The sequence below is a fragment of the Janthinobacterium sp. DSP2-3-3 genome, assembly GCF_049897325.1.
In the GTDB taxonomy this organism is placed as follows: domain Bacteria; phylum Pseudomonadota; class Gammaproteobacteria; order Burkholderiales; family Burkholderiaceae_D; genus Janthinobacterium.
The window spans coordinates 275,040-298,255 of record NZ_JAFCWA010000006.1; the positions used below are offsets into that span (position 1 = coordinate 275,040).

Annotated in this window: 18 protein-coding genes; all 18 read left to right on the top strand. The window is 53.2% G+C overall.

Features of this window, described 5'->3' with window-relative positions; all coding sequences use genetic code 11:
• Positions 1–144: 144 nt before the first annotated feature.
• Positions 145–834, top strand: a complete 690-nt coding sequence (locus tag ACP7DE_RS14655; RefSeq protein ID WP_426072779.1) for a CAAX prenyl protease-related protein — start codon at positions 145–147, stop codon at positions 832–834.
• A 115-nt stretch (positions 835–949) separates the two neighbouring features.
• On the top strand, positions 950–2,146 hold the full coding sequence (gene epsL, locus ACP7DE_RS14660) for an XrtB/PEP-CTERM-associated polysaccharide biosynthesis outer membrane protein EpsL (RefSeq protein ID WP_426072780.1): 1,197 nt from the start codon (positions 950–952) through the stop codon (positions 2,144–2,146).
• Between the two features lie 8 nt (positions 2,147–2,154).
• Positions 2,155–3,537 carry an undecaprenyl-phosphate glucose phosphotransferase gene (locus ACP7DE_RS14665; RefSeq protein WP_426072781.1) on the top strand — a complete coding sequence of 461 codons (1,383 nt, stop codon included), beginning with the start codon at positions 2,155–2,157 and terminating at the stop codon, positions 3,535–3,537.
• A gap of 621 nt (positions 3,538–4,158) precedes the next feature.
• Positions 4,159–5,145 carry an EpsD family peptidyl-prolyl cis-trans isomerase gene (locus tag ACP7DE_RS14670; RefSeq protein ID WP_426072782.1) on the top strand — a complete coding sequence of 329 codons (987 nt, stop codon included), beginning with the start codon at positions 4,159–4,161 and terminating at the stop codon, positions 5,143–5,145.
• Positions 5,146–5,201: 56 nt separating this feature from the next.
• Positions 5,202–5,990: a polysaccharide export protein EpsE gene (gene epsE, locus ACP7DE_RS14675; RefSeq protein ID WP_426072783.1), complete on the top strand. Its 789-nt coding sequence runs from the start codon at positions 5,202–5,204 to the stop codon at positions 5,988–5,990.
• A 59-nt stretch (positions 5,991–6,049) separates the two neighbouring features.
• On the top strand, positions 6,050–7,459 hold the full coding sequence (epsF, locus tag ACP7DE_RS14680) for a chain length determinant protein EpsF (RefSeq protein WP_426072784.1): 1,410 nt from the start codon (positions 6,050–6,052) through the stop codon (positions 7,457–7,459).
• 14 nt (positions 7,460–7,473) lie between these two features.
• On the top strand, positions 7,474–8,346 hold the full coding sequence (gene epsG, locus ACP7DE_RS14685) for a chain length determinant protein tyrosine kinase EpsG (RefSeq protein ID WP_426072785.1): 873 nt from the start codon (positions 7,474–7,476) through the stop codon (positions 8,344–8,346).
• Positions 8,346–9,242: an exosortase B gene (gene xrtB / locus ACP7DE_RS14690; protein WP_426072786.1), complete on the top strand. Its 897-nt coding sequence runs from the start codon at positions 8,346–8,348 to the stop codon at positions 9,240–9,242. Before epsG ends, xrtB begins: the two co-directional genes overlap by 1 nt.
• 14 nt (positions 9,243–9,256) lie before the next feature.
• Entirely contained in the window at positions 9,257–9,922 is a 666-nt protein-coding gene (gene epsI, locus ACP7DE_RS14695; RefSeq protein WP_426072787.1) for an exosortase-associated protein EpsI, B-type, read from the top strand.
• A 118-nt stretch (positions 9,923–10,040) separates the two neighbouring features.
• A complete protein-coding gene (locus ACP7DE_RS14700) occupies positions 10,041–11,636 on the top strand; it encodes a hypothetical protein (RefSeq protein ID WP_426072788.1) in 1,596 nt (531 codons plus the stop codon).
• On the top strand, positions 11,633–12,901 hold the full coding sequence (locus tag ACP7DE_RS14705; protein WP_426072789.1) for a lipopolysaccharide biosynthesis protein: 1,269 nt from the start codon (positions 11,633–11,635) through the stop codon (positions 12,899–12,901). The genes ACP7DE_RS14700 and ACP7DE_RS14705 overlap by 4 nt, the downstream gene beginning before the upstream one ends.
• Entirely contained in the window at positions 12,898–13,644 is a 747-nt protein-coding gene (locus tag ACP7DE_RS14710; protein WP_426072790.1) for a glycosyltransferase family 32 protein, read from the top strand. Before ACP7DE_RS14705 ends, ACP7DE_RS14710 begins: the two co-directional genes overlap by 4 nt.
• Complete coding sequence (locus ACP7DE_RS14715) at positions 13,644–14,879, top strand: acyltransferase family protein (RefSeq protein WP_426072791.1); 1,236 nt, start codon at positions 13,644–13,646, stop codon at positions 14,877–14,879. Before ACP7DE_RS14710 ends, ACP7DE_RS14715 begins: the two co-directional genes overlap by 1 nt.
• Before the next feature lie 199 nt (positions 14,880–15,078).
• Positions 15,079–16,221: an acyltransferase family protein gene (locus tag ACP7DE_RS14720; RefSeq protein WP_426072792.1), complete on the top strand. Its 1,143-nt coding sequence runs from the start codon at positions 15,079–15,081 to the stop codon at positions 16,219–16,221.
• A gap of 432 nt (positions 16,222–16,653) precedes the next feature.
• A complete protein-coding gene (locus tag ACP7DE_RS14725) occupies positions 16,654–18,912 on the top strand; it encodes a DUF4962 domain-containing protein (protein WP_426072793.1) in 2,259 nt (752 codons plus the stop codon).
• Between the two features lie 588 nt (positions 18,913–19,500).
• Complete coding sequence (locus tag ACP7DE_RS14730) at positions 19,501–20,724, top strand: glycosyltransferase (RefSeq protein ID WP_426072794.1); 1,224 nt, start codon at positions 19,501–19,503, stop codon at positions 20,722–20,724.
• A gap of 85 nt (positions 20,725–20,809) precedes the next feature.
• Entirely contained in the window at positions 20,810–21,799 is a 990-nt protein-coding gene (locus tag ACP7DE_RS14735) for a hypothetical protein (protein ID WP_426072795.1), read from the top strand.
• Positions 21,800–21,845: 46 nt separating this feature from the next.
• A complete protein-coding gene (locus ACP7DE_RS14740; RefSeq protein ID WP_426072796.1) occupies positions 21,846–23,195 on the top strand; it encodes a phenylacetate--CoA ligase family protein in 1,350 nt (449 codons plus the stop codon).
• Positions 23,196–23,216: the final 21 nt, after the last annotated feature.

Below are 23,216 nucleotides of genomic sequence, written 5' to 3' on the forward strand. Positions count from 1 at the left end.
TTTTTGCCTACCCTGTTGTAATTAAGTTAGAATATTTGCCACGGCAACAGTTCCGCTTGATATAATTATATAATTATATTTATTACATCGGAGGATGCATGTTTGTCATGAAAAACACGCGTTCCGGACCACGGCGTCCGGCGTGTGGTTCCACCTCCGGTGCGCATCAACATGTTTGACCGCGCCGCCTTGCCACGGGTAGCGCCATTCCTGGCCTACCTCTCCTTCATCTTCATCGCCGACATGCTCGGTCGCCTGGGCGTTGCCGCGCAGGATTTGCGCTGGCTGTACGCTGTCAAGATCGGCGTCGTACTGGGCATGTTGTTGTACTGGCGCCGCAGTTACACGGAATTACGGTGGACGCCGCTGGGCGCGCGCGCTATGGCCGTGGCGTTGGCCACCGGGCTTGTTGTTTTTCTGTTGTGGATTAACCTTGATGCAGGCTGGATGATGATCGGCAGTGCCGAGGGCTTTGATCCGCGCAATGATGGTCAGATCGAATGGAGTCTGGTGGTGCTGCGCATCGCTGGTGCGGCCCTGGTGGTGCCCGTGATGGAAGAGCTGTTTTGGCGCTCCTTCCTGTTGCGTTGGATCGACGCCCCTGATTTCCTGAAATTTCAGCCACGCCTGGCCAGCGCCAAGGCAATTGTTGTCAGCGTGGTACTGTTTGGTTTTGAACACAATTTATGGCTGGCTGGCATCGTTGCTGGCGCCGCGTATAGCCTGCTGTACATGCGTAGCCAATCGCTGTGGTCGCCTATTCTTGCGCACGGCGTGACGAATGGCGTACTAGGTCTCTGGATTATTTCTGGTGGATACTGGACTTACTGGTAATATTGCCAACTAACTGTTTGCTCTTTCAAAGACAATACCCATGTTGAATTCCTTGCCTCATAGCCCAGCCTCTGCCGGACAACCTAGAATGCAACGCAAGCGATTGGCCTTGGCCATGGCAAGCATCTTGCCTGCGTCGCTGATGCTGCTTGGTGGCGTGACCTGCAGCGTACCGGTCTGGGCGGCGATCAGCGACACGATTTCCCCCTTCATTGCGACAACTTATTCATATGATAATAATTTGTTCCGGCTGGACGACAGTGCTGCCGGTTTCGACGGTACGCGTTCCGATACTTCGCGCCAGGTGCAAGCGGGATTTCTGATCAGGCGGCCGATCGGGCGGCAACTGTTGACGGGCCAGGTAAAGTGGTCGCGCGTCTATTTCGATCACTTTGATCAGCTCGACTATACGGGCAAAGACTACCTGGCCGACCTGGAATGGCATATTGCCAATCATCTCGAAGGCCATGTGGGCGGCAGTTATTCGCAGACCCTGACACCGTTCAGCGACTTGCAAAGCACGGAGCGCAACTTGCGTACGACACGCCGTGAATATGTCAATGGCGGCTGGCGCTTTCATCCCAGCTGGCGCGTGCGCGGCGGTTTTTCGCGCGACAAATACACCTATGATGCCATCGCGCAGAAATTTTCGGAGCGCCAGGAAGATGCATACGAGCTCGGCCTTGATTACCTGCCGGCCAGCGAGAGCCGCATCGGGGTCCAGTTGCGCCATCTGAAAGGCACGTATCCTAACCGGGCCAGCCTGGCCGCCTTTGGTGTGGAACAAGGGTATGAGCAGGATGAGGTCAAGGCCAATATCTATTGGCGTGTTAGCGGCATTACGCAAGTGCAGTTGCTCGGCGGCTGGGTGAAGCGCAAAAACCAGCTGTTCAGCGGACGCGATTCCAGTGGCGCCAACGGACGCGTGATCGTGTATTGGGCGCCGCTGGGAAAAGTACGGTTTACTGGCAGCCTGTGGCATGAGTTTGCCGCCGTGGAAAATTCATTGATTACCAGCAGCTTGAATAACGGCGCCAGCCTGGCAGCGGCCTGGGATATTTCCGCCAAGGTCAGGATGGATGCCCAGGTGCGGCGCGAGAAGCGCGATTTTTCCGCCGTAAGTGGTCTGTCCTTGCCCGTCGATGTCAGCGATACGACCCGCACCGCGACCGTGGGCCTGACGTATGCGCCACGTCCGAATATCCAGTTGGGCGTGAATGCCTTCCGTGACACACGCCGAGGTGCGCCGCTTATTAATACCAGCAGTTATCACGCTAATGGCATTTCCTTCAATGCCAGTGCGCAGTTCTGAAGAGCATCATGACGGTTAATGATATACCCCTGATTTCGTTTTTCCAGCGCGTGCTTGACCCTGTGATCATCATGGGAACGCTCTATTTGCTGTCAGTACTGTCGGGTACGCCGTTTACTGGCTACTCCCTGGTACTGATGATATTGGCTTTTTTTATTTCCTCGTCGGTATTCCAGTATGTCGATCCGTACCGGACCTGGCGCAGCGGCCGCATGCTAGCTTATGCCCGCGATGTCTTCGTCGGCTGGGCGATCACCGCGCTGATCCTCGTGTTTCTGGGCTCCGCCACGGGCCTGGCGTTCCATTACAGCCACGACCTGGTCATGGCCTGGTTCCTGCTGACGCCGTTCGTGCTGCTGGCTAGCCATCTGGCGGCGCGGCGTGTCGTCGCGGATCCGGGGCGTGATAGCGAGGTGCGTTCCGTGGTGATCATCGGTGCCAATGATGCCAGTTTAAAATTTGCCAGCACGGTGGAGCGCAATCCCAACCTGTTCATGCAGGTGCGGGGCTTCTTTGATGACCGTACCGATGACCGCTGGCCGGAGAAGATGCGTGAACCCATGCTGGGCAAGATGGCCGACATCGCCGTCTATGTCCGCGAACATAATATCAAGATGATATTCATCAGCCAACCAATTTCCGCCCAGCCGCGCATCCGTAAAATGCTCGATGAATTGCAGGATACGACCGCATCCGTGTATTTCTTGCCGGATATCTATATCTTCGACCTGATGCAGGCGCGCTTCGACAATGTAGGCGGCATGCCGGTGATCGCTATTCGCGAGTCGCCGTTCACTGGTTTTAACAGCATGGTCAAGCGTGGGAGCGATATCGTACTGGGCTTGCTGATCCAGATTATGCTGTTGCCGGTGATGCTGGTCATCGCCATCGCCGTCAAGATGACATCGAAGGGGCCCGTGATTTTTCGTCAGCGCCGCTACGGCCTGTATGGCGAGGAAATTATCGTGTATAAATTCCGTTCGATGACGGTCAGCGAGGATGGTGACAAGGTCGTGCAAGCCACCAAGCACGACCAGCGCGTCACGCCCATCGGTGGTTTTTTACGCCGCAGTTCGCTTGACGAATTGCCGCAATTTATTAATGTATTGCAAGGGCGCATGAGTATTGTCGGTCCCCGTCCACATGCGGTGGCGCATAACGAGCAGTACCGTAAATTGATCAAGGGCTACATGTTGCGCCACAAGGTCAAGCCCGGCATCACGGGGTGGGCCCAGGTCAACGGTTTGCGTGGCGAAACGGAGACGTTGGACAAGATGGAAGCGCGCATCCATTTTGACCTCGATTACCTGCGTAACTGGTCACTGTGGCTCGATTTGTGGATCATCATGCGGACCGTGAAAGTCGTGCTGAAGCGTGACAATGCGCATTGATTGCAGTCGGGTGGAAAATGATGTGCGATTTAGTTTGCGCTCAGTCAATACGCGATAAAATATGCCCAGTCAGGTAGCGTTGTGTGCAGTCAGGTATAACCCAGGTGGAGGGTAGCTCGGTGATACGTTCAAACGTCAACGACAGAGTGCACTGGCAATGCATGCTCCCAGTGTCACGGCCGCCCATATGGGGGCAGCCTATCTCATCATTGTCGCTGAGCGGACGTTTCTTGCGACCTGCATGCCCCTTGAATCGGCCTCATCCTCGCCGTCATCCGCTGTTAGCGGCCCCCAAGTTCAGCCGCTTGTGATCAAGATGTATTACGAGCCCAGGCGCTATCGCTCTGAACCGATCCACATTGAAGAGTATTTTCTCTTGTGTAACTTATTTATTGGCTCGACAATGGAAATAGTTGTATTAAAAGCCTCCTAGTAGATTTTTAAGCAAAAATGTTTCCATATTGGCTTGCATCTTGTGTATCATATTTACAATATTAATAATTGTTTGCATAGCTTGCTAGTCGCTGATGACTTGTGTCATTTTGGTAAAACGATATGTCTGTGCTATCGCGCTGCGTTGCAATAAATTGTTTTTTTAATAATGAATCCGAAGGAGTAATCTTGAATCATTTTCACAACTCTCGTTTGACTATGCCCAAGCCAGCCGGCAACACCCGATTGTTGTGCGCTGTGCTGGTGCTTTTTGCTGCTGCCGGGTTGTCCGCTTGCGGAGGTAAGGAAAAAAAGGCCGGTCAGGCATTGGCGAGCGTTAACGGCGAGGAAATTACAGTACTGCAGCTGAATGAGGAATTGCAGCGTGCCAATGTTCCTGCAGTGCAACAGGAAGCGGCCAGCAAACAATTGCTGGAATCGTTGATCGACCGCCAGCTATTGCAGAACGAGGCGATCAAGGACAAGATCGACCGTGATCCGAAGGTCGTGCAAGCCGTTGAGCGTGCCAAGGCGCTGATCGTTGCTCAAGCCTATATGCAAAAACGCATAGGCGCCATCAACAAGCCCTCGTCGGCGGAAGCGGAAGATTACTTTAACAAGAATCCTCAGTACTTTAGCCAGCGCAAGCAGTTCGACATGCGTGAACTGATCATCGCTTCGTCCGACATGAATGATGGCTTGAAGAAGGCGATGGATGACGCGAAAACGCTGGAAGAGGTTGCGGCATGGCTGGATGCCAACAAGGTCAAATATGGGCGTACGCAACTGTCGCGCACCAGCGCTGACCTCGCGCCTGAATTGAGCAGCAAACTAGCCGGGATGCCAAAAGGCCAGTTGTTCATCATCCGCGAAGGTGATCGTACCCTGCTCATTTCCCTGGCCGACATCAAGGACAACCCCGTGACGCTGGCGCAGGCGGCGCCGCAGATCGAACAGTTCCTTTTCAATAAGAAGAACAAAGAGGCCGCGGACGCCGAGTTGAAGCGTTTACGCGCCAGCGCCAAGATCGAGTATCTGAACAAGACGGACAAGCCGGCATCGGCTTCGGCGTCCGCCTCAGCCGCTGTTGCCGCTTCAGTGCCAGTGGTGGCGCCAGCGGCGCCGGCGGCCGACAATAGCGACGTGAATGCGCGCGGCGTGGCAGGCCTGAAGTAAGAGCAGGCAGGGATCTTTCGGATTTAACAGAAGTTTTTAAAAGGATAGAGCAAATCATGAAACGACTTGCGATGTGGGCAGCCGCCGTACTGATGGCTTGCAGTGTTGGTGTGGCAGGAGCCGCCGAGGTGTTGCTTGGCGCCGGTGATGTATTGAAAATTTCCGTGTATGGCAGTCCAGATTTGGGTTTGGAGACACGTGTCAGCGAGGCCGGCAGCATTACCTTTCCGCTGGTTGGCAGTGTTGCCGTAGGGGGCCTGTCGGTTGCGGCTGCGGAAAAGAAACTGGGGCAGGCGCTGGAGAGCGGTGGCTTTCTGCGCAAGGCACAGGTCAATATCATTGTCACTGCCCTGCAAAGTCAGCAAGTGTCCGTGCTGGGGCAAGTCAATCGCCCGGGCCGGTATCCGATTGAAGGCAAGCGCAGCCTGCTCGATATCCTTGCCATGGCAGGCGGCCAGAATACGGATGGAGGTGACGTCGTTAGCCTGATCCGCAAGCGCGGCGGCACCACCACTAAGGAAACCATCGATATCGTCGATATGATGCGCAGCGCCGATCTGGCCCGCGATTTCGACCTGACCGGCAACGATGTGCTGTACGTCGAACGGGCGCCACGGTTTTACATTTATGGCGAAGTGCAGCGTCCTGGGGCGTTCCGCCTGGAACGCTCGATGACGGTGCTGCAGGCCTTATCCGTTGGTGGTGGATTGACGCAGCGCGGCACCGAGCGTGGCGTACGCATCAAGCGCCGCGATGCGGCAGGTGTCATGCAAATAATCGACGCCAAGCATGACGACATCATCCAAATCGATGACGTGGTGTATGTCAAAGAAAGCTTGTTCTAAGCTGCGTAGTTCCGGCGCTATGGCCAGGCTGGCTTTGTTTATTAATATGAGAGTTGACCATGAATTTCCACCAGTTTCTGCTCGTCTTGCTTGCCCGCAAACGGATTTTACTATTCACTTTGCTTATCACAGTCGGGGCGACGATGGTGGTGAGCCTGCTGTTGCCCAAGACGTATAAAGGCACGGCATCCCTCCTGATCAACTACAAGGGCGTCGATCCCGTCACGGGCTTGGCATTGCCGATGCAGTTGTTGCCAGGTTATATGGCGACGCAAATTGATATTATCAGCAGCAAGAATGTGGCGCTGAAGGTCGTGGATAATTTGCGTCTGGCGGACAATCCTGCCGTCGTTGCCCAGTTTAATGAAGCCACGCAAGGCAAGGGCACCGTGCGCGATTGGTTGGCGGATCTGCTGCTGGCGAAGCTGGAGATCGTACCGTCGCGCGAAAGCAGCGTGGTCGATATCAGTTTCAAGGGTAACGATCCGCAGTTTGTCGCCGTTATTGCGAATGCATTTGCCGATGAATACCAGAAAACCAGCATTCAGCTGAAAGTCGACCCCTTGAAAAAAGTGGCCGTTTATTTCAATGAGCAAACGAAGCTGCTGCGCGACAGTCTCGAAGTGGCGCAAAGCCGCCTGTCGAAGTACCAGCAGGAGCATGGCATCGTCAGTGTCGATAACCGTCTTGACGTTGAATCGAATCGCTTGAATGACCTGTCGGCACAGCTCGTGGCCGCACAAGGACAGGCGATGGAAGCATCCTCGCGTCAGCGCATGGCCGAAGGCAATGCCGGTTCCGAGTCGCCGGACGTGGCGTCGAACCCGTTGGTGCAGAATCTGAAGTTGAGCTTGGCAACGGCTGAATCGAAGCTGGCCGAGATGGCGCAGCGTCTGGGACGCAATCATCCCCAATATGAAAGCCTGAACGCCGAAGTCGAGCGCATGCGCCGGGAATTGGCGGACGGCACGCGCGTGACGTCGAGCTCGGTGAGCAAGAATGCCGGTATCCTGCAGCAGCGCGAAGGCGCCGTGCGTGCGGCACTGGCGGCGCAAAAGGACAAGGTTCTGGAATTGAACCGTACCCGTGACGAAATGGGCGTCTTGCAAAAAGATGTGGAAAGTGCCCAGCGCGCCTTCGATATCGCCTCGCAACGCTTCTCGCAAACCCGTATCGAGGGGCAATCGGAGCAGTCGGATATCTCCCTGCTCAACCCTGCCGTGGCACCGATCAGGCCGGCCGGTCCGAAAGTGATGTTGAACACGTTGTTGGCCCTGTTTCTGGGCGGCTTGCTGGGCGTGGGGTTTTCCTTGCTGGCCGAGATGCTGGACCGTCGCGTACGTTCCGAAGCCGATTTGAGCGATTTGTTGCAGTTGCCTGTGCTTGGCTCGATCGACTGGAGCGCGCCGACGCGTCCGCGCTTGAACCGCTTCAAATCGTTGTTGCCCCGCAGCTTGCGTCTTAATTAAGTATTGGAAATAATATGAATCCAGCATTGCAACCGCTAGTATCCGCGGCGCCGCGGACGGCCGATTCCAGCATCGGTGGGCTTTTGCTCGCATCAGGCAAGATTACGCCGGAAAGTGCCGAACGTGTCCTGCGCATGCAAAAGGAATTGGGCATACGTTTCGGCGAAGCTGCCCAGCGCCTGGGTCTGGTGACGGAGGCGGATATCCAGCAAGTCCTGGCGCGTCAGTTCGACTATCCCTATCTGCAACAGGGGGAGGGCAGGTATTCCGACAAGCTGATCGCCGCTTATCAGCCATTCAGCCCGCAAGTGGAAACGCTGCGCGCCATCCGCAGCCAGCTGATGCTACGCTGGATGGCGTTGGGCCGCAAGTCGCTGGTGGTTGTGGGCGTCAACGGTGGCGATGGTACCAGCCTGTTCGCGGCCAACCTGGCTGTGGTATTTTCCCAGTTGGGCGAACAGACTTTGCTGGTCGACGCAAATCTGCGCAACCCCAGCCAGCACGAGATATTTGGCCTTGCCGGACGGCAGGGCTTGTCGGATATCCTGGCGGGACGTGCCGAGCGCGATGTCATTACGCGTATCGAATCGTTCGTCGATCTGTCCGTGCTGGGGGCCGGCACCTTGCCGCCGAATCCCCAGGAACTGTTGAGCCGCCCCGCGTTTTCTTCCCTGCGCACGGAACTTGAGTCGTCTTACGATGTGGTGCTGTACGACTCGGCAGCCTTTTCACTGGGCTCCGATGCGCTGGCCCTGGCCGCCCGGACTGGCGGCGTCCTGCTGGTGGCGCGCAAGAACCACACGCCTGTCGGCGACATCAACGCCATGACCGAACAGATGCTGCACAGCGGCGCACAAGTGGTCGGCTCGGTACTGGTCGATTTCTGATGAATACGAGCACTCGGCCGAACTTGGCGTCCGTCTTGCCGCGGCGCGACCAGTTGCTGGAATGGTTGCCTATTGTCATTGGTTTTGCGGCACTGTATATCCCGTCATTTTATACCCTGTTTACTGGTATATGGATGACCGAAGAGCAGGCGCATGGGCCGATTATCCTGGTACTTTCAGTCTGGCTCATCTGGCGCCAACGCGAGCAGATATTGGCTGTTGCCCAGCAAGACCGTGCATCCGTAGCCGGCTGGCTGCTTTTTATCGCCGCGCTGCTGCTTTATATCGCCGGTCGTTCGCAGCAGATTCTTGCCTTCGAGATTGGCTCATTCGTCATGATCACGGCAGCCATCCTGGTGCTCAAGCTGGGAGTGGGAGCGCTGCGAGCCGCCTGGTTCCCATTCTTTTTCATGTTGTTCATGATTCCGTTACCAAGCTCGGTTGTCAGTACCTTAACGTTACCAATGAAGATGGCCGTCTCGTATGTATGTGAGCATATTCTGTTTTGGGCCGGCTATCCGATCGCACGTACAGGTGTGATCCTGCAAATTGGCCAGTATCAGCTTTTGGTCGCCGATGCCTGTGCCGGGCTACAAACCTTGCTCACGCTGGAAGCCTTGGGTTTGTTCTACCTGAATCTGGTGCGCCATACCTCGGCTATCCGCAATATCGGTCTGGCGATCCTGATTATTCCTATTTCCTTTACGGCCAATGTCATGCGCGTCGTGGCATTGACGTTGATCACTTATTATTTTGGCGATGCGGCAGGGCAGGGTTTCCTGCATGGTTTCGCGGGGATGGTGCTGTTCGTGAGTGCCTTGGTACTGATTTTGAGTCTGGATTCTTTACTGCAATGGTTAGCGCGACACTGGAACGCCCGAAAGGTGGCATCATGAGGAAAAGTTCGATAATGGGTCTGATCATGGGTAGTTTGATGCTGATCGCTGCCCTTTGCACCAAGGCCGTCACGCCAACATTGCGTCTGTCCGATACGCGCCCGAAAATCATCCTCGCCACGGCGATTCCAACGAAGTTTGGCGATTGGCAGGAGGATGCAAGTCAGGTCGCCGCAGTGGTCAATCCTACCACTGTCGCAGAACTCAATAAAATCTACGCTGAAACCTTGTCGCGCACTTATGTTAATCGGCAAGGCAATCGGATTATGTTATCGATTGCCTATGGCACTGACCAACGCGATAACCTGTCCGTACATTTCCCGGAAGGTTGTTATGGCGGCCAGGGCTTTGCAGTCGGTCAAACCAGCCAAGTCGTCTTGCCGACGGTCGCAGGAAGTATTGCGACGTCGCGTACAGTGGCAACGCTTAATTCCCGCGTCGAACCTATTACATATTGGGTTGTCGTTGGCGACAAGGCAGTACCCAATTCATGGGAAGTCAAAAAAGTCAAACTGGCTTACGCACTGCAGGGCATGATTCCTGATGCGACATTGATGCGTGTGTCGAGTATCGGCGAGGATATCGACCAAGGTTACCAACTGCAGCAAGCATTTATAGATCAGTTGTTGCAATCCATGCCACCCGACTTGCGCGACCATTTTTCTGGTACCTCGCACTAAGGTAATCCCGGCATAGGCGCTGTGCGCGATTGGCTGGCATAGCTCGTCGCTATAGCAGACAGCACTTCTGGCGGTTCACATTATTGAGTCCAGCGTACGCGCTGTGCATGGAATACATATGAGTTTTTCTTTCCATAAACTGGGTTTGAAAGCAGGCAATACGCGGGATGCGCAGTCCACGCGTCGCAAGGCCAGGAAGGGCATGCCTGTCTTTACTGCTTTCCTGTTAGCCCTGGCTGGATTGGCGACGGCGCTTTTGCTTGGCATGGTCATCGCCCTGGGGGCGATTCAGCTAACGATCATGTTGGCTGGCTTGTTAATCTTTATACCAATCCTGCTGTTTGTCGATACTAAAAAACTATTGCCACTGTTGTTTGTGGTTGTGTTTTTTGCATCTGGCACGGCACAATATTTTTTCAATCTGCGTCTGGCAACCTGGATGGCCAGCGGCTTGGCTGCGCTCTTCTTCGCACGGACGATTCTGGAAAAGACGCTGGCCAATCAATTGCTCAAGGATCAGGTCGGTGAAAGCTTTGCCGGCGCCACGCGTATAGTTGTCGCAGCCTGGATTTATCTGGCGTTTTATGCGTTTAGTATTTTTATGGGGCATGCATCAACCGCTCAGTTAATTTCCGTTCTACGTTTTTGTTTGCCCATGTTTGGCGTTCTTTTTGCTATGTACTGGTTTGAATGGTCTGATCGGCGTTTACTTGTCCTGTGGGGAATGATCGTGGTGATTGCGCTGGCACAGCTGCCATTAGCTCTCTACCAACATTTTTTTAATATAGCTACCATGGGCTGGGATAGCGTAGTGGGTTCTTTCGGTGGCAACATGAGCCCGGTACTTGTGCTGTTTACCGTTGTGGCGATGCTCTACGTGCTAGCGCGTTGGGTACAAGGCATCACTCCTGTTTCGCATGTAGTTGGCATGTTTATCATTGGCCTGGCTATTATTCTGCTGGGCGAAGTGAAGGCGGTCTTTATTTGGCTACCTTTTGGGGTGTTCTGGGTGGTGCGGCGTAAGGTGTTGAAAAATATCCTGGTTTTCGTGATGTTCGTGGCCTTGATGTGCAGTATCAGCTCTGGCATCTTCATGGCTTACCATGCTTTGTACTGGGGGAACCATACGAAAACTGACACCATGGAAGAAAAGATTAACAGTGTCGGCGGGTATGTGGTGGATCCCAATGGCATCAATTATGTTACAGGGGAAATTAGTCGCGGTGCCTCGTTGGTATTGTGGTATCTGGATCCGGTTCCAAGTATCCAGGAACGCTTGATTGGTTACGGTCCCAGCGCAAGTTCAACGAGCCAGAACGTCGGGCGTGGCTATGTCGCGGCACGTTATCGTAATTTGCAACTTGGCGCTACTGGACTGGCGAGCTTGCTGTGGGATGTGGGAATCCTGGGCACCTTGGCCTATCTTTCCATTTTTATATTGGGGATACTGCAAGGCGCGCGTTATGTGGCGCGCAGCCAGGCCGGTCCCGAGCGGCTGGCAATGGCTGATGCCAGTACTGTGACCCTGATATTGCTTGTAAGTACGCTGATCTACAATCGGACCATGATTGATGAACCCGCCATACAGTTGCTGTGCTATTTTTCGCTAGGATGTATCGTTCAATTTTCTCGCTACGGCAAACCTGTCACTAATACGGCGAAGGTGCATTCTCAGTCCATGCCGGGCCAGACTCCGCATGGCGTTCTGGCATGACTGTATCGAGCAAGGTATTTAATAATCTGCTCAAAAATAGCTCCATGATGTTCTTGCTGAATGTGGCTGGAGCCGGAGTGAGCGTTATTACCATTCCTGTCATGCTTGCCATTGCCGGCGTGGAGTCATATGGTCATTTGGTACTTGTGCAATCGATCGCCCTGGCTGTATTTACCGTCTGCGGATTTCAGTACTGGCAAGGGATGCTGATAGTCATGCCGGGGCACAGTATTGATGCCGCCACTTTGCGTATTGCCGTTGTAAGAAGTCTAGGCTATGAAATGCTCTCGATGGCTGCTGTCATACTGGTGGTGGCGGGGCTGACTCTATTTTCCTTGCCTCAATTAAAAGAGTTTTCCACTGTAAATTTATTATTATTATCCCTGGCTGCGATTTTCCCCGTCATTGGCACCCATAACGCATACTTCCGGTTGGTCAATCAATACAAGGTATTGATGTATGCAGGTTTCCTGGCCAATTTACTCAAGTTGCTTGTATTGGTCGTAGTGTCCCGCTATCAGCCTACGCTGTCGAGTATGGTGCTGGCCTACACACTGCCGGAGGTCATCCGGTGTATTGTGTTGTTTGTGCTAATTTTTCGCAATCGTAGCGGTATTGAAGGTACTTTGCCCGGCACTGATTTGCGCCCGGCACGCCTGGTCGAGGTGGGAAAGTGGGGGACCTTGCAGGCGATCTGTGACTTACCTGTGGCGCAACTCGACCGCATCATCATTGGATTGACGCTGCCGGGTTACAACTTGGGTGTTTATAGTATCTTGAAGCGGATCTATGCGCTGGTCAATATGGCTACGGCGCCGTTTTATTCGACATCGATTCCCGAGTTTGCCGCTTTTGCCAATGCCGGCGATCTGAAGGGGGCGTTCGAACTGTGGATAAAAACGATGAAGATGCTGTTTGTGGTAACGGCTTCTGCCGGTGCCATCTGTTATTTGAGTAAATTTATCTGGATGCCATTGGTGTTTCCTGTACTGCAGGATTATGTGCTGGAATTCGCCGTGGTTCTCTTTACAGCCGTGATGGCGGGCACTTTCGTGACAACGCATTCGTTTTACTGGGCGTTGGGAAAATTGCGTCAATCAACGATTATCTCAGTAGCTACAAATCTCCTGTATTTGGTGGAGTTGTCAATATTGACGATGTATTTCGGCCTGTCTGGTGCTGTACTTTCCTTTTTGATTCACGTCACATTCGTTGCTGCAATCAAAATTATCTTGCTACGAAAAATTGCTCTGAGAAATCAATGATTCCTAAAGTTATACATTACTGCTGGTTTGGTCGGGGTGAGATGAGTGTATTGCATCGCCGCTGTGTTGATTCATGGAAGAAATATTGTCCAGAGTATGAGTTGAAGTTATGGAACGAGGATAATGCCAATATAGACAATGATTATTGTCGAGAAGCCATTATTCAAAAAAAATGGGCGTTCGTTGCCGATTGGGTGCGCTTTGACGTCCTCTCCAAATATGGTGGTATCTACCTTGACACGGATTTGGAGTTGATTACTTCGCTCGATCTCTTGCTCAACTTGCATGGATGTCTGATGGCCCGCGAAACCTGCAAGGATGTGGGAGCGGGCTATGGCACCGGCTTTCTCGCATGCGAAGCCGGCAATCCTGTGATGATAACTGCCCGTGAACTTATTTTGGGTGAGTTGATAAGGCAGCGCCTTTTTGCCACATCACCGGTGGTGCTAAAAAAAGCGGTGGAACTTGATCTCGGCGGGAATAGCACGCAACTGGATCCAGTTACTTTTTATCCGTTTAATCCGTATGACCGCAACAACTCGCAGAACGCCATGCAGTTAATGTACAGCGATATTACTTCTCAGACTATTGGTATCCATCACTACGGTCTGAAAGCATCATGGGTGGACAGCCGCGTCAAGCGACTGATCTTCAAGATAGTCAAACGCATGGCGTTGCAGCGTCGTTGGGATATTTCTTTTAGACCATTTGACCACGTAAGCAGTATTGCTAATGCAACGTAATGATACTGGGCCGTATTTCTATATTTGTTCTGAAAGTAATAATGGACGTTGTAAGTTTTTTGCCTGCCATGGCGAGTCTGCTGCTGGCATTACTTTGTTGTGCTCTCATTGCTAAAAGATGGGGAGCGCCACCACTTGCCGGACGCTATGCGTCAATCGATGGCTTGCGTGGTTACCTGGCATTTTTTGTATTCTTGCACCATGGTTGCATATGGTACTTTTATGTGCGCTACGGCGCATGGAATGTGCCGCCATCGGCTCTTTATACGAATTTTGGACATGCCAGTGTCGCCATGTTTTTCATGATTACCGGTTTCTTGTTTTATGCAAAATTACTCGCTGCGCGTAGTAGGGGAGTCGACTGGGGGAAGCTGTATGTCTCCCGGATTTTGCGACTGACACCGCTGTATCTGTTTGCCATGGTGCTCTTGTTTATTACCGTCGCTTGTCTTTCTGGTTTTCGCAGGCAAGAAACATTGCCCGCATTATTGATGCATGCCGCACAATGGCTAATGTTTACTTCCCTGGATGCACCAGATCTGAACGGCATTAAAAATACTACACACATTATGGCAGGCGTCACATGGTCGCTGCCTTACGAATGGCTGTTTTATCTTTTGTTGCCATTATTGGCTTTACCCCTGCGCATCATGCCGCCGTGGCCATATTTGCTGACGAGTACCTTGGTGTTTTTGAGCGTGCTGACAGCCGCGATAATAAGACAGGCCCCTGTTCACCACTTTTTGGCATTCTTGGCGGGAATGACTGCTGCCGTACTAGTCCTTTCACCTACCTTTTGCCGACTTTGTGAAAGCCGACTTGCAAGCATTTTCACTGTTGTCTGTATCGGCACCGCCTGCCTGGCCTTCGCTTCTGCGCATGAGTTTGGATCATTATTGCTTCTATCCATAGCTTTTGCAATGATTGCGGGCGGGGCCAGCATATTTGGCGTTCTGCATACTGCCGTATCACGCACTTTTGGTGAATTCGCATACAGTATTTACTTGTTGCATGGTTTGTTGCTGTTCGTGACGTTTCATTTTGTAATTGGCCGCGAGCGTGCCATGACATTTTCTCCCTTGTTGCATTGGTCAATCATCTTATTGTTGACCCCGTTACTAGTATGCATTTGCTTCATGACATTTAGACTCATCGAGCAGCCGGGTATGCGACATGTCAATGCTGTAACAGCATATTTTCGCCGGATATCCCGCCATGCCAAATCAAGTGTCTGACTCGCTTGCCGCCCAAAGCGTGGCCGATGCCCGCTACCAAAGGAATCGCGTTTGGATCGTCGTGGGCAAGCAGTAGCCCAGTAATGGCGGCATGTCGCTCCGATTGCCAACTATCGTTCCCGATGTGCTTGCTCGCAAGGCCTGGAATGCCTGCTACTTGAGAGGCGAATTTTTTAACCTTCGTTAGTCGAGCTAGTCTATGCAGAGAATTCCTTCGAACACATCAATCTGGCTCAATGTCATGCGCGCCTTGTCAGCCCAAGCTGTTGTTATCGGGCATGCCAATTACCTGTTCTTTGACCACGCCGCAGGTACAACTGGTGCGCTTGCATGGTTGGTGAACATGTGCGGCTCTGGAGCCCACAAAGCAGTTATCATGTTTTTTGTCATGAGTGGTTTCCTGATTGGCGGGCCGGTCATTGAGGCAATGCGATCACAACGCTTCGATTCGTTCAAGTATTTCATCGATAGATTGACTCGATTGTGGATAGTTATCCTGCCCGCCTTATTAATGACAGCCTTGCTCGATGGGTTGGCTTTTAAATACGGTGGCGGTGACGCTTTACTTTCCAGCCGCGCCCCCTTTTTTCCTGAGTGGTGGAGCAGCTTGGAGCCAGACTCTATCAAGACATTTGTATTGAATGCATTTTTTTTGCAAATGATTATCGGTTTTCAGTATGGAACGAATCTTTCGCTGTGGAGTATTTCCAATGAATTCTGGTATTACATCTTATTGCCGGCTGGCTTCGGTATATTTGTTTTCAAGAAAAATGCGAGAATTTTATGCCTGCTCTTGAGTCTTTTTGTCGTATTTTTATTTATTTATTCGGCAAAGCCGAATGATGAGGGTAGACCGCTGGCCTATTTTATGATGTTTGTAATTTGGATGATAGGAGCCGCTGCTTATTGTTTCTACGAGAGTATATGGCGGCGCTTCTTCGCGGCTTTTTTTCTTGTTGTCGGAGTTTTCATGTTTATTTTGTTTAAACGTATTTACCCAGATGCCCTCGGTTATGATTTCGCGCTTGGATTTTTTACGGTTTTTCTTGTTTTAATATCAATGGATATTTCTGCCAATTATCTGAAAAAACTGTCGGATTTTTTTTCCGGATATAGCTTTTCTTTATACGCACTACACCTGCCATTGACTTTCTGTATCATGAGTTTCGACCCCCAGTTGGCAGCGCCACAGCCTATTCGCTACGATACGGTGCTTCGTTTCATGCTGTATTTGTTGGCGATTAATGGCGCATCCATTCTCCTCTGGGCGCTAACCGAACGGCACACGGCTACCGTGAGGCGGTTTGTGTTTGCAAAACTGACAAGTCCGCGCGTTGCCTGAGATTGGATATGTGTTCTTCTCACATTTTAATAGCTTGAATTTTCTGTTGCATAGAGTATATGGTGGTTAGTCGCTGTGGAATATGTGGCAAAATATATAAATATTCCATTAAATTATCATTTTCCATTCGCCGCATTTAATTCATCTTGAAATATTTCATCGGAAATATATTTGTCTAATAATGTTTTATTTGTTGCAATTATCGTATCCAAGTTTTTGTTTTATCCCACTGTTATGACTATTTGTTGGATCAGGACAACGCTATAATCTTATATCCGGTGTATAGTTGGGCGATTAAGAAGCAGGTGAAATAGCGGTTAGTGCTAATACATAATGATTATGCGGTTTGCATTTTTATGCGGCAGCCTAGCCGGCCCGATGAGGTGATATCGCTTCCTGTCGTATCCGATTATTTTTTTGTAGGAGCCAATAATGGTTGATCATAAGTTATTTTTTTCAGTTGCTCTTGGACTGGCGCTGAGTGTGATGGCTGGAGCCAGTCAGGCTGACTGGGCCGAGTCGAAAGAGGTGTTCATTGTCCGGCCTGCGCCAGTCGACCGGCAGATACAGGCGCAAAATCCGCCTGCCTTTGGGTGGGCACAATATCCTGGTACAACCGCGCCACCGTCCTATGTTGTTGAAGTTTTAAAGAATGGTGTCGTGTTCGCCACATACACGGCTAAGCGTACCTTTTACCTGCCGACGACGGCATTTGGCGCCGGCCAGTACAGCTGGCGCGTGCGTCCCAGTACCAATACCGATTGGTCGACGCCGCGTACCTTTACGATAGATAGCTCTTCACAAGCGTTTGAAGTGCCCGACAACGAGTTAATCAGGAGCAAAGTGCTGGCGCATCCTCGTCCTCGCCAGCAACGCGCGGATTTTCTGCCTTTGAGTGCTTGGACACCGGCCTTGCGCACAGCGCGCGGGGCTGCACTGACTCGCCTTACGGCACAGGTAACCAGTCTCATGCCGGGTGGTGCCCGTGCGCTGGCTGCACCATCGGATTCGCTTTGGCCAGTGACGTCAAGTACGCAATCCGCAGCGCGCACTGCGTATGTCACCCAGATTTCTCAAGCCATAGGCAGCGCAACCAATCAAATGTTGGGTGCGACACTGTTGTATCAACTTACACGTGAAAGCAAATATCTGCAGGAAGCACTGGCACGCGGTAATCAGTTGGCGGTACTTGATCCTGGGGGCATGACCAGCTATGTCAATCATGATATGGCGACACGCAGCATCATGTTGACATTGGCCAAGTGCGCGGACTTGCTGTCGGTCGAGTTGAGTAAGGATCCGCAGCGCAAAGCACTCTGGATGGCGGCCATTTCTGCGCGTGTCAATCCTATGTATGCTGATCTGATCAAAAATAATTACAGGTTAGATCAAACCCCCTTCGATGCTCATGGCGTGATAGCGCTCGGCTATCTGGCGGTGATTTCCACGCTCACGATGGGCGATATCCCTGCTGCGGCTACCTGGTTTGATTTTTCTTTCCGCTCCTATGTCAACGCGGTGTACGCCTGGAGTGGTCCCGAAGGCGGCTATGCGAATGGTACTTCCTATGCGATGTTTAATACGGAGTATGCCCTGCAGTTATGGCAGCCGATGGCTGAAGCGACTGGAGTGAATATTTTCACTAAGCCGTGGAGTAATGGCTTTGCGCGTTATCTGATGCATTTCTTGCCTCCAGGTGCGCCAGGACAGGTATTTGGCGATCAACATGAGGGTGATATATATAATTTTGTATTGAAGGGTTTCGCGTCGCGCTTCAAGACACCTCAGGCTGCCTGGTATGTCAAGAATATCGTTGGCGAAGAGGCCGATCTGACTTTGTTTCAGGCGCCCTATCCTCTGCCTGTTGAGACGGTGACTGCGACACCCGTACCGCCGCCCAATGCCGCCTTGTATCCGACTATCGGATGGGTCGCCATGCATAGTAATCTGGCGGACCGTGCTCGTACTTCCGTATATTTCAAATCCAGTCCCTATGGTTCGTATAATCATGGTCATGGCGATCAGAACGCGCTGGTGATCGATAGTGGCGGGCGCCGTTTGCTGATTGAGGCAGGATATGAGGATTATTATTATTCGCCGCTGGTGATGTCTTGGTATCGCCAGACTAAATCGCATAATGCTATTACGTTCAATAATGGCATAGGCCAGCTAATCAACGATAACGTCAATAACCTGAGCCGAAATGGCAAGATCACGGCATTTTCTACGACCCCGACGTTGGATTATGCGGCTGGTGATGCGACTCCGGCCTATGGTGGAGCGTTGACTTCGGCAGTGCGCAAAGTATGGTATTTGCGTGGACAAGACGCGGTGGTGGTGGTAGACAGGCTTTCCGCACCCACAGCGATGTCGTTCGAATGGAATCTGCATGCGGCTGGACCGATCGCCAAGGAGAGTGCAACTGCCGTGAAGATTACCAAGATTGATCGTACCCTGTGCATTACTTCATTGGGCGGCGAGGCCAATAGCTACCAGCTGCGCTCGGGACCACCGCCGGCCCCAGGTAAAACCGAAGATCATGGTGCATTTGTGAAAACGAATGTTGCACAGACTGGCGAATTTATTGTATTGCTCGATGTCGGCTGCAAGCGTCCGAAGACGACTCTAACCACCACGGCCACTGGCAAGCAGTTGATGGTTGGGGCACAGGCGATCATGATTCCGAACTAATAGATAGAGGTTGTGTGTCAAAGATCTTTGATTAGCTGTAAAAAACCTGCAGCGTAAACTGAACCCCAAAAGTTGGACACCAATTTTTGGGGTTTTTCATTTCGACGTACAGTGAGCAATTTAAGCTCGACATTGACCGGCAATATTTGTCCGGTGCCGTGGGTATAAGCAGCTGGCCGACGAGCACAATCTGCATCATTTAACTGTGAGATTGTGGATTAAATTGCATGCAGCGCATGGCATTGACGGTCAGGTAAAAAAGGTCAGCTATTACAATGCAGAGTCCAAGTTCTCTGTGTTGCAGTATATGTGAGCCGCTGTACGGAGCTCAGCCCTGCATAAGCTGGCGAACTAAACCGTCCAACTATATGGGGTCAGTTCAGGGGCAGGTTTTTTTATGTGCGGATGAGCGATGGTAGTGCAAGCGAAAGTGCGGGGGGGATTTTTTTGTCAATGAAGCTGACTTTTTGTTAATTATTTGCCTTGGCGCGGGTATGATATGCCTGTTCTTTGAGATCGATGGCCGCGTAGCTGCCATCGATCCTTCTTCAGCGTCTTTCATTGACGGGCTTATATGGGATGTTTGCCTTGAAATCACACAACGTATTTCGATTATTGCAACTTGTACCTGAGCCCTTGCCAACCTTCCGTGTCGACGTGGCCACCCTTTTCGGCAAATACCTGCCGCTTCATGGCGTGATATGCGACATCGTTGGCAGGGCCGGCAAGGGGGAGTTGGTGGAAGGTGCGTATATGACACAGGCGCGTCCCGCCGAGTATTCCAGCCGCTTGCGCCAAGAGTGGGCATTTTTCAAGCTATGCCTCGGCCGTGTCTTGGCGACCAGTAAAAAGCAGTGTGACTTGATCCAGGTGCGAGATATGGTCTCCATCGGTCTGCTGGCGATGCTGATGGCTCGTTGCAAGGGTATCCGGTTTGCATATTGGGTATCATTTCTGATGAGTGAAGGGCGCATCGCGCGTGCCCGATCCTCAATTGCCGCTGGCAGGGGCAAGCGTTACTACATCGTGTTGTTGAAGGGGCTGGTTGAGCGCTTTCTCCTGTACCGATTTGTGCTGAAATGGGCGGACCATGTTTTTGTGCAAAGTGAAGCGATGAAGCAATTGATGGTAGAACGAGGTGTTGCAAAAGATAAAATCACCGCCGTGCCGATGGGCGTCGACATGGACATGCTGCATGCGGAAGGATTAGCGCCACGCCGCCTGGCCGGCTGGGAAGACGTCCCCGTGCTGGCTTATCTCGGCACGCTGGATAGCTCGCGCGAGCTGACGGTGCTGCTCGATGCGCTGCTGCTTCTGCGCCGCCGCCAGCCATCGGCACGTTTGCTATTGATCGGCGATTCGCCGACGGCATCCGATGTGCCCGCCTTGATGGCTTACGCGGCGGGCCTTGGCCTTGCCGATGCCATTCATATTACGGGCTGGCTGCCGTCGCTGCAGGCGCTGGCCCTGCTGCGTGGCGCTGATGTGGCGCTTTCCTATGTGCCACGCGGCGCGCTGTTCGATTACAGTTCGCCGACCAAGCTGCTCGAATACCTTGCGCTGGGCATGCCTTGCGTGGGTAATGACAGTCCGGACCAGGAAAATGTGTTGCGTGCAAGCGGTGCCGGCTGCCTGGCGGCCAGCACCGCTGAGGCGATGGCCGAACAGATCGGCGTCATTCTTGCCGACCTGCCTGCCGCTCGTTTGCTTGCGGCCGTCGGCCCGGCCTTTATTGAGGAACAGCGCAGTTACCGGGTTCTGGCCAGCCGGCTCGCCACCGTGTACACAGAGGAAATTGCTCAGAAGCCATAATATTGTAACAATCCTGTGCACTGCAGCAAAATGCTGGACGATGTCGCTATGCCATGTGATAATATTTTTTTGAAAATATTTTCTGATGATTCAAATAATCCTTTCCCAAGCTGGCGGCTACCAGGACGTTGTCGCCTATCTGCAGCAGCAGGGGGGTCACGTCAGTAACATGGGCCCGGATCGTGGCCGTGGTTCGTCGTTTCGCGGAAAACTGTCAATCCTGTCTGCCATGGTGTCGCCCAAGCTGTGGGGTGTGCGCAAGCTGTGGGGCAGCGACGATATCGTGCTTCTGATCGGTTGGCAGGCGCTACCCATCCTGGCGATGATACGGTGCGGCCTCGTGAAGCGTCCGCGCAAGCTGCTGGTGATGGCGTGTTTCGTCCATTCGGTGCGGGCGCGCCGTTGTCTGAATCTGCTTTGGCGCGCGCTGCGCTTCCCCGGGATGGGCTTTGTCGCCTTCTCGAAAGGGGAGGGGGATAATTTGATCAAGGCCGTCGGCATGGCGCCGCAAGACGTGCATTTTCACCTGTGGCGGCAGGAACTCTATGGTTTTGGCGGCGCCGCGGCGGCGGTCGAGGGCGACTATGTGTTCGCCGGCGGTTATTCCAATCGCGACTATGACTTGTTGTTGCAGGCCATGGCGGGCGTCAATGCCCCGCTGGTGGTGGTGGCTGCAGAACGCAATCACATCGCCGTGCCGGAGCAGTCGCGTGTTACCCTGCACCGCGATTTGCCGGAGGCGCAGTTCGAGAGTCTGCTTGCCGCCAGCCGCGTGGTTGCCATGCCCTTGAAAAGCCAGGGTGAGGCATGCGGGCAAAGCGTGCTGTTGCGGGTGTTGCGCAACCGCAAACCGCTGGTGGCGACGTGGCATGAGGCGATCGAGGCATATCTGGGCAGCGATTATCCAGGATTCGTCCCGCATGATGATGTCGAGGCCATGCGCGCGACCCTCGAGCGTGCCGTCGAGGACGCCACATTTCGGAAAGCATTGAGCGATGCGATCGTACAGGCGGAGTCCCGCCTGGCCAAGGTCGGCAGTCCAGGTGAGGAAATACATCGTTTCCTGCTGCTCTGATGCTTTCCATTCCACTCCTATCGGACACCCCGTTGCGGGAGCCACTGTGAATATGTCTTCAATCAAGAACGAACTGCGTTTCGGCATGCGAGCCATGTTGCGCGATAATTTTTTGTTGCGGCGTGCCATGGACCGCCTCGCTGCACATGAGCGCATGAGCGTCGACGAGTTGACGCACTATTCTCAGCTGCGCCTGCATGCAAGCATGCAGCACGCGATACGAACGCTGCCTCATTACGCGGCCATGCCAAGCGGTTTTACGCCAGCCAATGCGGCACAGGTATTGCGCGAGCATTTTCCCGTGATCGACAAGGCGACCCTGCTGGCGCACCGCGCGGCGCTGTACCCGCATCTGGGCCACAAACGCCCGTGGCAGGCGGCTGGGCAGACCAGTGGCACGACCGGCACGCCGTTGACGATTTTTCGCAGCATGCAGTCTGTGTTGATGGAAAACGCCTTTATCCAGCGCCACTGGAGCTGGTCCGGCTACACGCCCCAGGTGACGCGCGCGACCTTGCGTGGCGACATGGTGGCGGGGATCAACCAGACCAGACCGCCATTCTGGTTCTGGAACCGCTATAACCGCCAGTTGTTGCTCTCGTCGCGGCACCTGACCGAGGCGCATGCCGATGCGATCATTGACCGCCTGGAACAGGCGGCGCCGGCCATGTTGCAAGCCTATCCATCGACAGCCTATACGTTGGCCGGTTTCTTGCAGCGGCGGGGGCGCCGGCTATCCATACCGTATGTGTTTACAGCATCGGAACCGCTGTATCCGCATCAGCGCGCATTGATCGTCCAACGCCTGGACGCCACCATCATGGATATGTATGGCATGGCGGAGCGCGTGGCGTTCGCCACCGAATGCGAACACGGAAACATGCACTTGAACAGTGATTATTCCCATGTTGAAATCCTGGACGAGCATGGCGAGCCGACCGACGGGGAAGGCTTCGTGGTGGGAACGACCTTTCATAATCTGGCCATGCCGCTGCTGCGTTACCGGCTCAGCGACCGGACGCGCTGGAAGCCCGGTCGCTGTGATTGCGGCAGGCCCTTTCCCATGATCGAGCCCGTTACCGGCAAATTTGAGGACATCATCACCGGCAGCAGCGGTGCAGTGATCAGTCCATCGGTGCTGACGTTCGCCTTCAAAGGTGTCGATAACATCCTCAAGTCGCAAGTGGCGCAAGTGGGTACTGCGCGCTGGGAAGTGCGTCTGCTGCCTGGCCCCGCCTTTTCCGATAGCGACAAGCTCAAGCTGCTCGACAATATCCACACCATGGTCGATTCCGGCGTCAGTGTGAATGTGGTGCTGAAGGCGGACTTGCCCAATACGGCGGCGGGGAAATTCCGTTGGGTGGTCAATGAGACGAGTGCCCACGCAGCTAGCTAGTGCCGAGCGGCATGGCCATGT

What these genes read in the sequence shown, in the direction of transcription:
- ACP7DE_RS14710 (WP_426072790.1), top strand. Translation starts at nt 12,898, where the DNA reads ATGATTCCTAAAGTTATACATTACTGCTGGTTTGGTCGGGGTGAGATG.
- epsL (WP_426072780.1), top strand. Translation starts at nt 950, where the DNA reads ATGGCAAGCATCTTGCCTGCGTCGCTGATGCTGCTTGGTGGCGTGACC.
- ACP7DE_RS14715 (WP_426072791.1), top strand. Translation starts at nt 13,644, where the DNA reads ATGATACTGGGCCGTATTTCTATATTTGTTCTGAAAGTAATAATGGAC.
- xrtB (WP_426072786.1), top strand. Translation starts at nt 8,346, where the DNA reads ATGAATACGAGCACTCGGCCGAACTTGGCGTCCGTCTTGCCGCGGCGC.
- epsF (WP_426072784.1), top strand. Translation starts at nt 6,050, where the DNA reads ATGAATTTCCACCAGTTTCTGCTCGTCTTGCTTGCCCGCAAACGGATT.
- epsI (WP_426072787.1), top strand. Translation starts at nt 9,257, where the DNA reads ATGGGTCTGATCATGGGTAGTTTGATGCTGATCGCTGCCCTTTGCACC.
- ACP7DE_RS14705 (WP_426072789.1), top strand. Translation starts at nt 11,633, where the DNA reads ATGACTGTATCGAGCAAGGTATTTAATAATCTGCTCAAAAATAGCTCC.
- ACP7DE_RS14720 (WP_426072792.1), top strand. Translation starts at nt 15,079, where the DNA reads ATGCAGAGAATTCCTTCGAACACATCAATCTGGCTCAATGTCATGCGC.
- ACP7DE_RS14725 (WP_426072793.1), top strand. Translation starts at nt 16,654, where the DNA reads ATGGTTGATCATAAGTTATTTTTTTCAGTTGCTCTTGGACTGGCGCTG.
- epsE (WP_426072783.1), top strand. Translation starts at nt 5,202, where the DNA reads ATGAAACGACTTGCGATGTGGGCAGCCGCCGTACTGATGGCTTGCAGT.
- ACP7DE_RS14665 (WP_426072781.1), top strand. Translation starts at nt 2,155, where the DNA reads ATGACGGTTAATGATATACCCCTGATTTCGTTTTTCCAGCGCGTGCTT.
- ACP7DE_RS14735 (WP_426072795.1), top strand. Translation starts at nt 20,810, where the DNA reads ATGATTCAAATAATCCTTTCCCAAGCTGGCGGCTACCAGGACGTTGTC.
- ACP7DE_RS14700 (WP_426072788.1), top strand. Translation starts at nt 10,041, where the DNA reads ATGAGTTTTTCTTTCCATAAACTGGGTTTGAAAGCAGGCAATACGCGG.
- epsG (WP_426072785.1), top strand. Translation starts at nt 7,474, where the DNA reads ATGAATCCAGCATTGCAACCGCTAGTATCCGCGGCGCCGCGGACGGCC.